At 60.1% G+C, this 14584-nt stretch carries 12 protein-coding genes and 1 pseudogene; 6 read left to right on the top strand and 7 right to left on the bottom strand.

What is annotated here, in order from left to right; all coding sequences use genetic code 11:
• The first annotated feature begins 6 nt into the window (after positions 1–6).
• A complete protein-coding gene (locus tag D109_RS0107975) occupies positions 7–777 on the top strand; it encodes an electron transfer flavoprotein subunit beta (protein ID WP_017476431.1) in 771 nt (256 codons plus the stop codon).
• A 759-nt stretch (positions 778–1536) separates the two neighbouring features.
• Here D109_RS0107975 and gbcA read toward each other — a convergent pair.
• Positions 1537–2832, bottom strand: a complete 1296-nt coding sequence (gene gbcA / locus D109_RS0107970) for a glycine-betaine demethylase subunit GbcA (protein ID WP_017476430.1) — start codon at positions 2830–2832, stop codon at positions 1537–1539.
• A 283-nt stretch (positions 2833–3115) separates the two neighbouring features.
• On the opposite strand from gbcA, the gene gbcB reads away from it, so the two are divergent.
• Complete coding sequence (gene gbcB, locus D109_RS0107965) at positions 3116–4216, top strand: glycine-betaine demethylase subunit GbcB (protein ID WP_017476429.1); 1101 nt, start codon at positions 3116–3118, stop codon at positions 4214–4216.
• A gap of 129 nt (positions 4217–4345) precedes the next feature.
• On the opposite strand, the pseudogene D109_RS1000000134730 reads toward gbcB, so the two are convergent.
• The 5 genes and pseudogenes from D109_RS1000000134730 to D109_RS0107945 form a co-directional block, all read right to left on the bottom strand.
• Positions 4346–4429 (bottom strand): annotated as a pseudogene (locus D109_RS1000000134730) (transposase); the annotation flags it as partial.
• Positions 4430–4549: 120 nt separating this feature from the next.
• Complete coding sequence (locus tag D109_RS0107960; RefSeq protein WP_017476428.1) at positions 4550–5083, bottom strand: hypothetical protein; 534 nt, start codon at positions 5081–5083, stop codon at positions 4550–4552.
• A gap of 88 nt (positions 5084–5171) precedes the next feature.
• Positions 5172–5372 (bottom strand): hypothetical protein, encoded by a 201-nt coding sequence (locus D109_RS0107955; protein ID WP_017476427.1) that lies wholly within the window; start codon positions 5370–5372, stop codon positions 5172–5174.
• A gap of 174 nt (positions 5373–5546) precedes the next feature.
• Positions 5547–6362 carry a nitrilase-related carbon-nitrogen hydrolase gene (locus D109_RS0107950; RefSeq protein WP_017476426.1) on the bottom strand — a complete coding sequence of 272 codons (816 nt, stop codon included), beginning with the start codon at positions 6360–6362 and terminating at the stop codon, positions 5547–5549.
• Positions 6359–7804, bottom strand: a complete 1446-nt coding sequence (locus D109_RS0107945) for a cytosine permease (protein ID WP_017476425.1) — start codon at positions 7802–7804, stop codon at positions 6359–6361. Before D109_RS0107945 ends, D109_RS0107950 begins: the two co-directional genes overlap by 4 nt.
• Positions 7805–8068: 264 nt before the next feature.
• Between D109_RS0107945 and D109_RS0107940 the strand changes: the two genes are divergently transcribed.
• Positions 8069–9886, top strand: a complete 1818-nt coding sequence (locus D109_RS0107940) for an NAD(P)/FAD-dependent oxidoreductase (protein WP_017476424.1) — start codon at positions 8069–8071, stop codon at positions 9884–9886.
• Positions 9887–9925: 39 nt separating this feature from the next.
• On the opposite strand, the gene D109_RS0107935 is transcribed toward D109_RS0107940, so the two are convergent.
• Positions 9926–10966, bottom strand: a complete 1041-nt coding sequence (locus tag D109_RS0107935; protein WP_017476423.1) for a low specificity L-threonine aldolase — start codon at positions 10964–10966, stop codon at positions 9926–9928.
• A gap of 90 nt (positions 10967–11056) precedes the next feature.
• Between D109_RS0107935 and D109_RS0107930 the strand changes: the two genes are divergently transcribed.
• From D109_RS0107930 to D109_RS0107920, 3 genes are all read left to right on the top strand, one after another.
• A complete protein-coding gene (locus D109_RS0107930) occupies positions 11057–11785 on the top strand; it encodes a TraX family protein (RefSeq protein ID WP_017476422.1) in 729 nt (242 codons plus the stop codon).
• Between the two features lie 257 nt (positions 11786–12042).
• Positions 12043–13296: a serine hydroxymethyltransferase gene (gene glyA / locus D109_RS0107925; RefSeq protein ID WP_017476421.1), complete on the top strand. Its 1254-nt coding sequence runs from the start codon at positions 12043–12045 to the stop codon at positions 13294–13296.
• 22 nt (positions 13297–13318) lie between these two features.
• The gene (locus tag D109_RS0107920) at positions 13319–14569 is read left to right on the top strand and encodes a sarcosine oxidase subunit beta (protein ID WP_003209185.1); all 1251 of its coding nucleotides are present in this window, start codon (positions 13319–13321) and stop codon (positions 14567–14569) included.
• Positions 14570–14584 lie beyond the last annotated feature (15 nt).

Here is a 14584-nt window from a genome sequence, read left to right as displayed (position 1 = left end):
ATGGCCATGACGACGAATGTAATCAGCCTGGTGTCCATCGGCGCCCACCCGACTTCAGGCCGCCCACGCCGCGCCGAGCAAGATGCGCGCGCTGTGGAACTGGGCCTGCAACTGGCTGGGGATAACCTGCAAGTGCTCCACGCCGGCGACATCGCCGAACCGACCCTGCGCGCTTACCTGGGCATGGGCTTGCCGCAGTTGCATGTCCTTGAACAACCGGCTGGCGCGGATGCCTTGCCGGTACTCAGTGACTATCTGCGGGACGCGGGCGCCCAGGTGGTGCTCACCGGCAGCCAGGCGGAAACCGGCGAAGGCTCGGGGATGTTGCCGTTCCTGCTGGCCGAGCAACTGGGTTGGCCGTTGATTGTCGGCCTGGCCCAGGTGGAATCCATCGAAGGCGGCGTGGCCCATGTGCTGCAAGCCTTGCCTCGTGGCCAACGGCGGCGCCTGAAGGTGCGCCTGCCGTTTCTGGCCACGGTGGATAACGCCGCGCCCAAGCCACGGCAAAGCGCCTACGGCCCGGCTCAGCGCGGGGTGCTGGAAGCCCACGACGTTGAGGTGCTGGAGGATGAGTTATTCACAGGCGCTGTATTGCAGCCGGCCAAGCCTCGGCCCAAGCGGCTCAAGGTGATCAAGGCCAAAAGCGGTGCCGATCGGATGAAGGCTGCAACGGCCAAGGCCAGCGGTGGCGGTGGGCAGGTGCTCAAGGGGGTGAGCCCGGAAGCAGGCGCTGAAGCCATTCTTAAATTGCTTATAGAAGAAGGTGTGGTGCGCTGATCCACGGTGGGAGCGGGCTTGCTCGCGAAGGCGGTGTGTCAGGTGACTCATGTACCGACTGATCCACCGCTTTCGCGGGCAAGCCCGCTCCCACAGGGGTTTGCCGCGATTGTGGCTTTACCCACAATCCCTGTTAACCCGCCTGTGGATAACCTGTTCGCGGCTGTCCACACCCCATGCTAATCAAGCCCTCCAGCTCGTTGTACGAAAAACAACCAACCTAACTGACGGTTTTTCCTTGGGTTTTTCTGTGGATAAGGAAAATGCCCAGTACAGAGTTGCCCCCAAAGTCTGTTGGTGCTTCTGTGGATAAGATGTTCGCTATCCGCTGTGGGCCATATAAAACGTGGCTTGCAGGTTGCTGGTTAAAATATGATCAATATCACCATTTCAGCTTGATTCCGCGCTCAAACCCGCGACTCTCCTCAGTTTCAGCCGGTTTTCCACAGAGGGTCCAAAGTTGCCCCCAAAGTCTGTTGGCGCTTCTGTGGATAAGGTGTTTGCGTTCCTCTGTAGCCCATGCAGAACGAGGCTTTCAGACTTTAGATCAAAAAACGATCAATGCGGGAAAAAACCTCTACCTTTGAATAAGTCACGGATTTTCTTGGTTTTATTTCGACGGGAAAGCGCAGTTGCCCACAATTGCTGTGGGTGGCTTTGTGGATAAGTTGTTGGGCAATGGCTGGAAGGCAGGAAAGCAGAGGGCTGGCAGAGAGCTGGGTGTTTTTTGTACAACCCAGGTCCCTGCCAGCGTGTGGCTTACTCGTGTACCGCGACACCCTTGAGATAAGGCGCCGGCGCCGCCCCCAGGTTGCTCAGCATCCGCTCGCTGTACCAATCCACAAAGTTCACCACGCCAAACTCGTAAGTCTTGGAATACGGACCTGGCTGGTATGCGGTGGAGTTGATCCCACGCTGGTTCTCTTCGGCCAGGCGACGGTCCTGGTCGTTGGTGGCGTCCCACACTTTGCGAATGCGGTCCACGTCGTAGTCCACACCTTCCACGGCGTCCTTGTGCACGATCCACTTGGTGGTGACCATTGTTTCCTGGGCACTGATCGGCCACACGGTGAACACGATGATGTGGTCACCCATGCAGTGGTTCCACGAGTGTGGCAGGTGCAGGATGCGCATCGAGCCCAGGTCCGGATTCTTGATGCGGCCCATCAGTTTGTTGCAGCCCTGTTTGCCGTCGAGGGTCATCGACACGGTGCCCTTGAGCAGTGGCATGCGCACGATGCGGTTACGCAGGCCGAAACTGGCGTGGGCGTAAGGGATCTTCTCGGCTTCCCAGGCGGCGGCGGAGGCGGCTACGTGGTCCTTGAAGGCCTGGTCGGCCCGTGGGTCGGTGACGTCGTCCCATTCCAGCAGGGTTTTGAGCAGCTCCGGGTGCGACGCGTTGCAGTGGTAGCACTCGCGGTTGTTTTCCAGCACCAGCTTCCAGTTGGCTTTTTCAAACAAGGTGGTCTGGATCGCCACCTTGGTGTTCTCCATGTCGTAGGGTTCCATGTAGTGGCTCAGGGTCGACAGGAAGTCGTCGATGGCCGGCGGAGTCGAAGACAGGCTGATAAAGATGTAGCCACCGGCGGTCTTCACGTTTACCGGCTTGAGGCCGTACTGCTTCATGTCGAAGTCGGCGCCCATTTCGGTGCCGGCGAACAGCAGGCGGCCGTCCAGTTCATACGTCCACTGGTGGTAATGGCACACCAGCTTGGCGACCTTGCCCTTGTCGCTGGTGCACAAGCGCGAACCGCGATGGCGGCACACGTTATGGAACGCATGCACCACGCCGTCGGCGCCACGGATCACGATGATCGGGTTCTTGCCCACTTGCAGGGTGATGTAGTTGCCTTTGGCGGGGATCTCGCAGGTCATGCCGGCGATCAACCACTCTTTCTGGAAAATTTCCTGCATGTCGATATCGAACAGCCGCTCATCAGAGTAAAACGGCTGCGGCAGCGAAAAGGTGCGCTCGCGCTCTTGCAGCATTTGCGCGGTGGCCTTGCGTGCGGGTTCCAGCGGATCGCCCAAGCTTAAGGTTGCGGTGACGTCCATCGTGTGTGTCCTCATGGCCATTCTGTGTGGCCGGCGAATAGTGGCTACGGTTGGTGCTTTGCAAGGCGTAAAGAAAGCGTCTTTGTTGGGAGCGAGTGTGGGCCCCACAAAGGCCAGAACCTTATCCATGAGCGACATGGCCCACTCTGTTCCCGACGCGCAACCCCCATGGTATGGGGGCTGGTCGCGATAAGTATGTGAATGTCGCAGATAGGTAAATGGGTGGTTCTCGCGTTACGCAGAATCGCCACCATAAAGCCGAACTACGGCGGTGGAGAACAGCATGTCCAACAGCTTCCTGAATCCGGTAACTACCCAGACCTGGGCCAATGGTCGGCACATCGTCCGTTGCGTCAAAGTCATCCAGGAAACCTGGGACGTGCGCACCTTCTGCTTTATGGCCGACCAGCCGATCCTATTCTTTTTCAAGCCCGGGCAGTTCGTCACCCTGGAGCTGGAAATCGACGGCCAGCCGATCATGCGTTCGTACACCATCTCCAGCTCGCCGTCGGTGCCTTACAGCTTTTCGGTGACCATCAAGCGCGTGCCAGGGGGCAAGGTGTCCAACTGGCTGCACGACACGCTGCATGAAGGCCAGGAGTTGGCGGTGCACGGGCCGGTGGGGTTGTTCAATGCCATCGACTTCCCGAGCCCGAAACTGCTGTACCTCAGTGGTGGTGTCGGTATTACCCCAGTGATGTCCATGGCGCGTTGGTTCTACGACACCAACGCCAACGTCGACATGACGTTTATCCACAGCGCCCGCTCGCCGAAAGACATCATTTACCACCGCGAGCTGGAGCACATGGCGTCGCGGATTGATAACTTCAGCCTGCACCTGATCTGCGAGAAACACGGCTTGGGTGAACCCTGGGCCGGTTATCGCGGTTACCTGAACCACAAGATGCTGGAACTGATGGTGCCGGATTTCATGGAGCGGGAAGTCTTCTGCTGCGGCCCTACGCCCTACATGAACGCGGTAAAGCGCCTGCTGGAAGCTGCCGGCTTCGAGATGAGCCGCTACCACGAAGAATCCTTTGGCGCGACACCGCCGGAAGCTCGCGCGGATGCAGTCGAACAAGCCGAGCAGGCAGCGGACGCACCGGAAATCGACCTGGCCGACCTGCATCAGGTGGAATTCATTGCTTCCGGCAAAAGCATCCGTGTGGCACCGGGCGAGACCGTACATGCGGCGGCGGCCAAGCTTGGCCTGCTGATTCCGAAAGCCTGCGGCATGGGGATTTGCGGGACGTGCAAGGTGATGAAACTGGGCGGGGAGGTCGAGATGGACCACAACGGCGGGATCACCGAGGAAGACGAAGCCGAGGGTTACATCCTGTCGTGCTGCAGCGTGCCGAAGGGCGATGTGCGCATCGAGTTCTAATGATCGTTCCCACGCTCTGCGTGGGAATGCCTCTTTGGACGCTCCGCGTCCCGCTGTGTGACGCGGAGCGTCACGGGCTGCATTCCCACGCAGAGCGTGGGAACGATCAGGCCCGGCGCTGTATCTCAATCAGGCCATCTCAATCAGGCCATCCTGTCCTGCATAGTTGCGGGCGCTGGAATACCGCCAGTGCTCGGCCACGTCCACATAACCCCCTTTCACAGGGACAGATCGTTCCCATGCTCCGCGTGGGAATGCCTCTTGGACGCTCCGCGTCCCGCTGTGTGACGCGGAGCGTCACGGGCTGCATTCCCACGCAGAGCGTGGGAACGATCAGGCCCAGCGCTGAATTTCAATCAGGCCATTCTGTCCCGCATAGTTGCGAGCGCTGGAATACCGCCAGTGCTCGGCCACGTCCACATAACCCCGTTTCACAGGGTTGTGGTGAATGTAATCAAGCTTTTGGCGCATCACCGCTTCGCTGCAAACCAGCTCCGCGTGTGAACCCTCTTGCCATAGCTGATAAACCCGGTCCGTTTTATGCGCCCGTTTGCTGAAACGTAAACGCTGCAACACTCGCTCCGCTCCTCGTTTTTGCAGGTCGTCAATGATGATTCGGGCGGTGAAGGATTTGAACTGGCTGACACATTTACCCAGGTCCGGTGCCTGAGCGACAAAGTGCAGATGGTTTTCGAGAACGACGTAGCCATAGAGATTGAGATGTTCGTGGGTTTGTTGATATCGCCAGCAACTCAATAGGTGGCCGACGAGGTAGTCGCGGGTAAATAGCGGTAGCCATTCCATGACGGTGCAAGTCAGGAAGTGTGGCTTTTCAGGTTCGGTAATGGTGTAGCGGCTTCTGCCCATCAATTCATCCTTGAATCGTGGTGTGGCCTGGACGCGGAGCGTCCGGGGAGGCGTTCCCACGCAGAGCGTGGGAACGATCAGTGAGAGGTTATTGGGCGTAGATGTGTACGACGAAGTGCTGGCCTGATGCTGTCAGTTCATAGACTTTGTCAGTGATCCGCAATGTCCTCGTCGGCTCGCTGATGGTGTCACCGATTTTCGCGGTTTTTCTGAACTCGTCCCAGTCGATGACGGTGGTGCTGATAGTGCCTTCGCCTAGAAGATTGTTGCCGTAGCGTTGTGCTTCCATGGTATTGCCCTCTGCTGGATTTCCGTTTTCGGCCGATTGTTCGGCTGGTGGTTAGTCCCGGAAGGAGGTGTTTTCTTTCCGGGTTCCAAGAGGCTAGTCAAAGAAATTCAGGTTGATTGCTGTCAGAAATATCAAAAAACAGTCTCGGCATTCCGCCAGTATCCGTTATCGGGCTCAGTACAGCCCCGGTCGACGGTCCTGATGCACATGGTTGTAGTCGCTGATGTATTTGTCCCGGGCCTCAGCCAGTGGCAGGTCAACCATTAACCGCAGTTCTTTCTGGTGGGCGGTACCGCCTGCCAATGGGTAACCGTCGGCACTGACAATCACTGAGCCACCCACCCAGTTGACGCCGCGTTCTTCGCCGTAGCGGTCGCAGGCGGCGATGAACAGGCGATTGACTGCCGCGTTGGCTTGTACCCGCACGACTTCTCCCGGCCGCTCGCCGCCGGGGCGTGGGCCGTCGGGCCAGTTCACCGGGGCGCACAGCAGGTCGGCGCCAGCGAGTGCCGCCAGACGCACCCATTCGGGCAGTTCCAGGTCATAACAAATCATTACGGCAATCCGGCCCACGACGGTTTCCACCAGAGGCGGCGGTGCGCTGCCGGGGGTGAATATCAGCTTTTCGCGATTCCACAGGTGCGCCTTGCGATACACCGTCAGGCCACCGTCGGGTTCTACCAGCGCCGCACTGTTGGCCACGCGCCCGGCGGACAGCCGCTCGCAAAAGCCGGCAACGATGATGATGTTCAGCTCGGCGGCCAGGGTCTTCCACTGGCTAAGCGTCGGCCCGTCCAGTGTCTCCGACACCCCATGGGCTTCTTCTCTGTCATTGAACACGTAGCCGCTTTGTATCAGCTCCGGCAGGACTACCACCTGTGCGCCCAGTCCCGCTGCGCCACGAATCGCGTCGGCGCAGAGCGCGCGGTTGTAAGGTACATCGGCGATCCGTGGTGATAGTTGATGACACATCACACGTACAGGATTCATGGCTGAACTCCTTCCAGCACCGCCTCGCTGGCGGCAATAGCACGACGTTCTGCCTCGCGGTCGAGGTTGCGGCTCATCACACAATAGATCACTGCCGAAACCACCAGCCCGATGACGAATGCCACATCCGCGCCACCCAGTGCTGCGGCGGCAGGACCTTCATAGAAACTCAGCGACATGAACGGCACCATCGACACCAGCCCCAGGCAGTAGGCAACCAGGCCTGCGCTGCCCCATTGGCCATAGATACCGGCCGGGTTGAAGATGTCGCTGATGGCGTATTTGCCTTTGCGCACCAGGTAGAAATCCGCAAGGTTCACCGCTGTCCACGGCACCAGGAAGTACAGCATCAGCAACACAAAGGTGTTGAAACTGGCCAGGTAGCTCTCGGGAATGCTCAGGGTGATCATGAAAATCACCGCCGCCACCAGGCCGATACCCGTCACCCGGCTCTTGAGGCGCGGCTGGATCTTCACAAAACCGTCAATCGCACTGATACCGGTCAGCATCGCGCCATAGCAGTTGACCGCCATGATGCCGATCAGCGCCGGCACGGCGATCAGCACGGTGAAGGTGCCGAACCCCGGAATCACCTGGTTGCCCACGGCGCGCACGCTGCCGATGGCGTCGGGCGAGGGCAGGGCGGAAGCCAGGAATGCACCCAGGGACATCAGCCACAACGCGGAGCCGGCGGCGCCCAGGTAGGTCCAGAAAATCACACTGCGCGATGACGTTTTGTGCGGCAGGTAGCGCGAGTAGTCGGATACGTACACGGCGTAGCTGATCTGATAACCGGCAGCGGCAGAGAGCTGAATCAGGAATGCCGACCAGGAGAAGTGCGCATTGGCCACCGCTGCATCGGCGGTCAGGCTCATGAGGGCTGCCACGGTCAGCACCGCAAACACGCTGATCATCACGTAGGTCAGCCAGCGTTGCACGGTGTGCAGCAGGTCATGGCCGATCACCGCAATCACCACCGCCAGGATGATCATCAGCGCATACCACGGCGCACGGCTGCCCGGCAGTACGGTATTGATGGCGTCGGTAGCAAGGATCACGTTGAACACGTTGAACCCGATGTACACGAAGATCACGGCGATAAACGGCACGATTGCCCCGCGCAAACCGAACTGCGCCCGGGACTGGATCATTTGCGGCAAGCCCATGCGCGGGCCCTGGTTGGCGTGGAAGGCCATGGCAAAGGTGCCCAGGCAGACACCGATCACGATCGCCAGGATCGAATACACCATGCTCAGGCCCAGGGCTGCGCCGGTGAAACCGGTGACCATGGTGGTGAGCACAAAGTTGCCGGTGAACCAGAAGGGGCCTTGATGCCAGACCTTGCCGTGGCGTTCACTGCGCGGGACGTAATCGATGGAGCGGGTTTCGATTTTCAGGCCGGGGGTGACGGGCGGAGCCGTTTTTTCGGAAAGCGCGTTCATAGGTTCACGGTCTGTTTTTATAGTGTTTGAGTGCCGGAGCATCTGGTAAGTGGAGGGCATATTGAATCGGGATAGATAAATAATTACTTCAGACTTTCCTTAAGTAACGCCTGTTCGTCAGTTGCCATGGAACTCAATCAGATTTATTTCGAAGCGGTATAACCAGGCTTTGCCCGGTCTTCTACGCTGACCACACGTCGCGTCGTTGTCACCTTTAGCCTTGTAGTCGGGGGTGGACATTCCCTCATTGCAAGGAAGCCCGCCATGTCTGCCATCCCCTCGCGTACCCGCAATGTTCAGCGCTTGCTGGCCAATGACGTCACGGCGCTGATTCCGGATTTTCCTTTTCACTATGGCCGCTACCTGTCCCAGGCTGCCGCCAACAGCAAGCCGTTGGCCCAGATTGCCACGCGGCATCTTGGCACCCAGGTGTTGATCGTCGGTGCCGGCGTGGCCGGACTGGTGGCTGCCTATGAGGCGCTGCGCATGGGGTTACATCCTGTGCTGGTCGAGGCTTCGGACCGGATCGGCGGGCGCTTGTATTCGCGGGTCATGGGCGACCCACAGGACCCTGCCAACAGTGTGATTTGCGAGTTGGGCGCCATGCGTTTTCCCAAGTCGGGCAAGGCGCTGCTGCATTACTTCGACAAGGTCGGCATGACCCTCAATTCAGCAGACTTCCCCAATCCCGGCTCAGCCGCAACGGCCAGCACCGTGGTCGACTATCAAAACCTCCAGACCTACTACGAAGGCAGCGACTTGCCGCCGAACTACGCAGAAATCGAGCGCCTGTTCTTTGAAGTGTTCCTTGAGACTGACCCCATCCATTTCAGCGAGATGGAGACGGCCATGTCTGAAGGCTCACTGGACCAGGCCAAGATCAAGCGGCTGTGGAATGCGCTCCTTGCCGACGGTTGGGACAACCTGAGTTTCTTCGAGGCCATGGTCGAGAAGGCCGGCTGGAGTCGTGCGGATATCGACCTGTTTGGCCAGATCGGTTTTGGCACTGGAGGTTGGAACACCGACTATCCAAACTGCTTCCTCGAGGTCTTGCGGGTGCTCTACACCGGGCTGGATACCAACCATTCGCTGATGTATGACGGCTCCAGTGAGTTGCCCCAGCGCTTGTGGAGCCGTTCGCCGGGGGATTTGGGCGACGTGGTGGTCGGCTGGAACGACGATATTACGGTGCAAGCGCTCACCCGTCAGGTGATCCCGCAGCCGTTCAACCAGGAGGTCCGCCAGATCTGTCGGCGCGCGGACGGCACCTTCGATGTGCATATCCATGACCGCAATCTGGGGGCGGATGCCCGCTACAACTTTCCCGCAGTGATCTACACGCCTCACGTGCGGATTCTCGACAAGTTTCGCTATATGGACGGCAAGGACCGGTTCACGCAGATGGACAGCTTGTTGCCGCAACCCACTTGGGAAGCGGTGATGGGCACGCATTACATGCAGTCGACCAAAGTGTTCGCAGCGACCCAGCGCCCGTTCTGGACCGAGCGTGGCGCCGACGATCACTACAGGATGAGTGTGACCTTGTCGGACCGTCTGACCCGGGGCACCTATCTGCTGGACTATTCCGCCAGCCAGGGACCGCACAAAGGCAGTGGCCTGTTCCTCTCCTACACCTGGAACGACGACAGCCTGAAGTTTCTCGGTGATCGTATGGCACCACTGCCGACCCACGTTGAGCTATGCACGACGCTGCTGGACACGGTGTATGCCGACTCGCAGCTGAACCTTGCGGCCGAGTTTGGCTGGGTGGACCCGTTTGTCGAGATCAACTGGGAGAACGAGCCGTTCTTTCTGTGCGCGTTCAAGATGAACCTGCCGGGGCAGTACGAGTATCAGCGCCGGTTGTTTTCACAGTTCATGAACGGTATTCGGGACAGTAACCCGGACGGGTTTATCCTGGCGGGAGATGATGTTTCCTGGACCGGCGGCTGGGCGGAGGGAGCGGTGACCACCGCATTGAATGCGGTCAACAAGTTGGCCGTGAAATTCGGCGGCGGTACCTTTATCGAAAACCTTGGTCCGGTGGACGCGTGGGAGGTGCTCAAGCCGGTAGAGCTATAACCCCGGAGGGCGCGGCGGGTATGGCCGCGCCCAGGATGTTCAGCCCTGCATCACTTCCCGAATATCAGCGGCTAATTCTCTTACGCGCTCTTCCTCGGTATCCCACGCACACATGAACCGCGCGCCACCTTTGCCGATGAAGGTGTAGAAGCGCCAGCCCTTGGCCGTCAGCGCGGCAATCGCCGGTTCCGACAGTTGCAGGAATACGCCGTTGGCCTGTACCGGGAACATCAACTCCACACCCGGAATATCCGCCACCAGGCTGCTGAGCAATTGCGCGCAGTGGTTGGCGTGGCGGGCGTGTTTGAGCCACGCGTCGTTTTCCAGCAGGCCCACCCACGGGGCGGAGAGGAAGCGCATCTTTGATGCAAGCTGCCCGGCCTGTTTGCAGCGGTAGTCGAAGTCTTCGGCCAGCTTGTGGTTGAAGAACAGGATCGCCTCACCCACGGCCATGCCGTTCTTGGTGCCGCCAAAGCACAGCACGTCGACGCCGGCTTTCCAGGTCAGGTCGGCCGGCGAGCAGCCGAGGAATGCGCAGGCGTTGGAGAAGCGAGCGCCGTCCATGTGCAGGTTCAGCCCCAGTTCCTTGCAGGTGACGCTGATGGCGCGGATCTCTTCCGGGGTGTAGACGCTGCCGACTTCGGTGGCCTGGGTCAGGGTCACGACGCGGGGTTTCGGGTAGTGGATGTCCTGACGCTTGAGGGCGATCTCGCGGATCGACTCCGGGGTCAGCTTGCCGTTTTCGGTGCGGGCGGTGAGCAGCTTGGAACCGTTGGAGAAAAACTCCGGCGCGCCGCATTCGTCGGTTTCGACGTGGGCGGTTTCCGAGCAAATCACGCTATGGTAGCTCTGGCACAAGGAGGACAGTGCCAGGGAGTTGGCCGCGGTGCCGTTGAAGGCGAAGAACACTTCGCAGTCGGTTTCGAACAGTTTGCGGAAACCGTCGGCGGCGCGGTGGGTCCATTCATCATCGCCATAGGCGCGTTGATGGCCCTGGTTGGCGAGTTCCATGGCGGCCCAGGCTTCCGGGCAGATGCCGGAATAGTTGTCGCTGGCGAATTGTTGGCTCTTGTCGGTCATGGCCCAGTCCTGTGGTCGATGTTGGTGCGCACTTTACCCAAGATTGTCGGGCGGGCGCACGCACTGTTAATGCAAAGTCATTGGGGAATTATGCACGGTTCTGAACACCTTCCTGTAAGCCGCGTCCGCGATGGCGCCCTGGACCTGCTCAAGTGGCTGGCGCTGCTGAGTATGGTGCTGGACCACCTGCGTTACGTCGGTTTGAGCCTGGACGGGCTGTATGTGCCGGGACGCCTGGCGTTCCCGTGGTTTTGCCTGGCGATTGCGGCGAATCTGCATCGGGTCAAGGACGCGCCGGTGACGGGGCAGTGGCGCTATCTGGGCTGGTTGCTGCTGTTCAGTGTGATCAGTGAGGTGCCGTATCGGATGTTCATTGACGAAGCCGATACGCTCAACGTGCTGCCGACCCTGGCACTGGGCTTGCTGGTTGCCCGGGGATGGCAGCAGAAGACGGTTATTGGTCGAGGATTGGCGTTGATCGCGCTGGTTTTGGCGGGGTTTTTCTCGGCGCAGTTGATGTTCGGTTTCTTTGGCGTACTGCTGCCGCTGGCGATGTTGCTGGTGTTTCGCCGGCCCTGGTATTTCAGCGTGCTGCCGGGTGTGGTGTGCCTGGCTGCCAATCAATGGCAGATCCTGCTCGACAGCGGCACGCTGGTGGCGATGCTGGGATTGGCGACATGCCTGATTGCGCCGCTGGCCGGATTGGTCTTGTTGCGACAGGCCGGGCAAATGTCGCCGCCGGCCATGCGGCGCTGGGCGTATGCGCTTTATCCCGCGCATTTCTTGCTGCTGCTACTCCTTCGAAAGATCATCGTATAACCCCTGTGGGAGCGGGCTTGCTCGCGAATACGGTGTGTCAGGCAGCACATGTATTGGCTGGCCCACCGTATTCGCGAGCAAGCCCGCTCCCACATTTGTTCTGTGTTGTTCCGGCCATGTCGTAAACGCACCTTTGCGTGGCGTCCATAGGCATTTGACCTCTCTGCGCCAGCCCTACCATCGCATCAAAGGGCCCCTCCGTCGTGCGGCGGCCCCAACAATACGATTGGCGCACCGCCGCCGCTGGGAGAGACGCGATGTTCAGCAAGCAAGACCAGATCCAGGGTTATGACGATGCACTGCTGGCGGCCATGAATGCCGAGGAGCAGCGCCAGGAAGATCATATCGAGCTGATCGCGTCAGAGAACTACACCAGCAAGCGTGTCATGGAAGCCCAGGGCAGCGGCCTCACCAACAAATACGCCGAAGGTTATCCAGGCAAGCGTTACTACGGCGGCTGCGAGCATGTGGACAAGGTTGAAGTCCTGGCCATCGAGCGCGCCAAGCAACTGTTCGGTGCCGATTACGCCAACGTGCAGCCACACTCCGGTTCGTCGGCCAACAGCGCGGTGTACCTGGCGCTGCTGAACGCCGGTGACACCATCCTCGGCATGAGCCTGGCCCACGGCGGCCACCTGACCCACGGCGCCAAAGTGTCGTCCTCGGGCAAGCTGTACAACGCGGTGCAATACGGCATCGACACCGCCACTGGCCTGATCGACTACGACGAAGTCGAGCGCCTGGCCGTGGAGCACAAGCCGAAGATGGTCGTGGCCGGTTTCTCCGCCTACTCCAAGACCCTGGATTTCCCGCGCTTCCGTCAAATTGCCGACAAGGTCGGTGCGCTGCTGTTCGTCGACATGGCCCACGTCGCCGGCCTGGTGGCCGCCGGTCTGTACCCGAACCCGCTGCCCTACGCCGATGTGGTCACCACCACCACCCACAAGACCCTGCGCGGTCCGCGTGGCGGTTTGATCCTGGCGAAGTCCAACGAAGAAATTGAAAAGAAACTCAACTCTGCGGTATTCCCGGGCGCCCAGGGTGGCCCGCTGATGCACGTGATCGCCGGTAAGGCGGTGTGCTTCAAGGAAGCTCAGGAGCCGGGTTTCAAGGCCTATCAACAGCAAGTGATCGACAATGCCCAGGCCATGGCCGGCGTGTTTATCAAACGCGGCTACGATGTAGTGTCCGGCGGCACCGATAACCACTTGTTCCTGGTCAGCCTGATCCGTCAGGGCCTCACCGGCAAAGACGCGGACGCAGCCCTCGGTCGCGCCCACATCACCGTCAACAAGAACGCCGTGCCTAACGACCCGCAGTCGCCCTTCGTGACCTCGGGCCTGCGCATCGGCACGCCGGCGGTGACCACACGTGGCTTCAAAGTGACCCAATGCCTGGAACTGGCCGGCTGGATCTGCGACATCCTCGACAACCTCGGCGACGCCGATGTGGAGGCCAACGTCGCCAAGCATGTGGCCGCCCTGTGCGCTGATTTCCCGGTTTATCGCTGAGCGCGGTTTTGGAGTAATGACTATGCAACGCTACTCGGGCTTCGGCCTCTTCAAGCACTCACTCAGCCACCACGAAAACTGGCAGAAAATGTGGCGCACGCCGACTCCTAAAAAGGTCTACGACGTGGTCATCGTCGGCGGCGGCGGGCATGGTCTGGCGACGGCTTACTACCTGGCCAAGGAACACGGTATCACTAATGTGGCCGTGGTCGAGAAAGGCTGGCTGGGCGGCGGTAACACCGCGCGCAACACCACCATCGTGCGGTCCAACTACCTGTGGGACGAGTCGGCGCACCTGTACGAACACGCGATGAAACTCTGGGAAGGTCTGTCCCAGGACCTGAACTACAACGTGATGTTCTCCCAGCGTGGCGTCTACAACCTGTGCCACACCCTGCAGGACATCCGTGATTCCGAGCGTCGCGTCAGTGCCAACCGCCTCAACGGTGTGGACGGCGAACTGCTCAACGCCAAGCAAGTGGCCGACGAGATCCCTTACCTCGACTGCTCGAAAAACACCCGCTACCCGGTCATGGGCGCCACCGTGCAACGTCGCGGCGGCGTGGCCCGTCACGATGCCGTGGCCTGGGGCTTTGCCCGCGCCGCTGACGCACTGGGCGTGGACCTGATCCAGCAGACCGAAGTCATCGGTTTTCGCAAGGAAAACGGCGTGTGCATCGGCGTGGAAACCAACAAGGGCTTCATCGGCGCCAAGCGTGTCGGCGTAGTGACCGCCGGTAACTCCGGCCACATGGCATCCCTGGCGGGCTTCCGCCTGCCGATCGAATCCCACCCGCTGCAAGCGTTGGTGTCGGAGCCGATCAAACCCATCATCGACAGCGTGATCATGTCCAACGCCGTACACGGCTACATCAGCCAGTCCGACAAGGGCGACCTGGTGATCGGCGCCGGCATCGACGGCTACAACGGCTATGGCCAGCGTGGTTCGTACCCGGTGATCGAACACACCATCCAGGCCATCGTCGAGATGTTCCCGGTGCTGTCCCGCGTGCGCATGAACCGCCAGTGGGGCGGCATCGTCGACACCACGCCGGACGCGTGCCCGATCATCTCCAAGACGCCGGTCCCGAACATGTTCTTCAACTGCGGTTGGGGCACCGGTGGCTTCAAGGCCACGCCAGGCTCAGGCAACGTATTTGCTGCGAGCCTCGCCAAGGGTGAAATGCACCCATTGGCAGCTCCATTCTCCATCGACCGTTTCCACAACGGTGCGCTGATCGACGAACACGGCGCTGCGGCCGTCGCCCACTAACAGGAGAAATTCCCT

Origin of the sequence: Pseudomonas sp. PAMC 26793, assembly GCF_000313235.1 — a bacterium.
In the GTDB taxonomy this organism is placed as follows: domain Bacteria; phylum Pseudomonadota; class Gammaproteobacteria; order Pseudomonadales; family Pseudomonadaceae; genus Aquipseudomonas; species Aquipseudomonas yamanorum.
This window is presented reverse-complemented; position numbering and strand designations above follow the sequence as displayed.

Bases quoted from the DNA above. Each gene is read 5' to 3' on its own strand.
- D109_RS0107975 (WP_017476431.1), top strand. From the start codon at position 7: ATGACGACGAATGTAATCAGCCTGGTGTCCATCGGCGCCCACCCGACT.
- gbcA (WP_017476430.1), bottom strand. From the start codon at position 2,832: ATGGACGTCACCGCAACCTTAAGCTTGGGCGATCCGCTGGAACCCGCA.
- gbcB (WP_017476429.1), top strand. From the start codon at position 3,116: ATGTCCAACAGCTTCCTGAATCCGGTAACTACCCAGACCTGGGCCAAT.
- D109_RS0107960 (WP_017476428.1), bottom strand. From the start codon at position 5,083: ATGGGCAGAAGCCGCTACACCATTACCGAACCTGAAAAGCCACACTTC.
- D109_RS0107955 (WP_017476427.1), bottom strand. From the start codon at position 5,372: ATGGAAGCACAACGCTACGGCAACAATCTTCTAGGCGAAGGCACTATC.
- D109_RS0107950 (WP_017476426.1), bottom strand. From the start codon at position 6,362: ATGAATCCTGTACGTGTGATGTGTCATCAACTATCACCACGGATCGCC.
- D109_RS0107945 (WP_017476425.1), bottom strand. From the start codon at position 7,804: ATGAACGCGCTTTCCGAAAAAACGGCTCCGCCCGTCACCCCCGGCCTG.
- D109_RS0107940 (WP_017476424.1), top strand. From the start codon at position 8,069: ATGTCTGCCATCCCCTCGCGTACCCGCAATGTTCAGCGCTTGCTGGCC.
- D109_RS0107935 (WP_017476423.1), bottom strand. From the start codon at position 10,966: ATGACCGACAAGAGCCAACAATTCGCCAGCGACAACTATTCCGGCATC.
- D109_RS0107930 (WP_017476422.1), top strand. From the start codon at position 11,057: ATGCACGGTTCTGAACACCTTCCTGTAAGCCGCGTCCGCGATGGCGCC.
- glyA (WP_017476421.1), top strand. From the start codon at position 12,043: ATGTTCAGCAAGCAAGACCAGATCCAGGGTTATGACGATGCACTGCTG.
- D109_RS0107920 (WP_003209185.1), top strand. From the start codon at position 13,319: ATGCAACGCTACTCGGGCTTCGGCCTCTTCAAGCACTCACTCAGCCAC.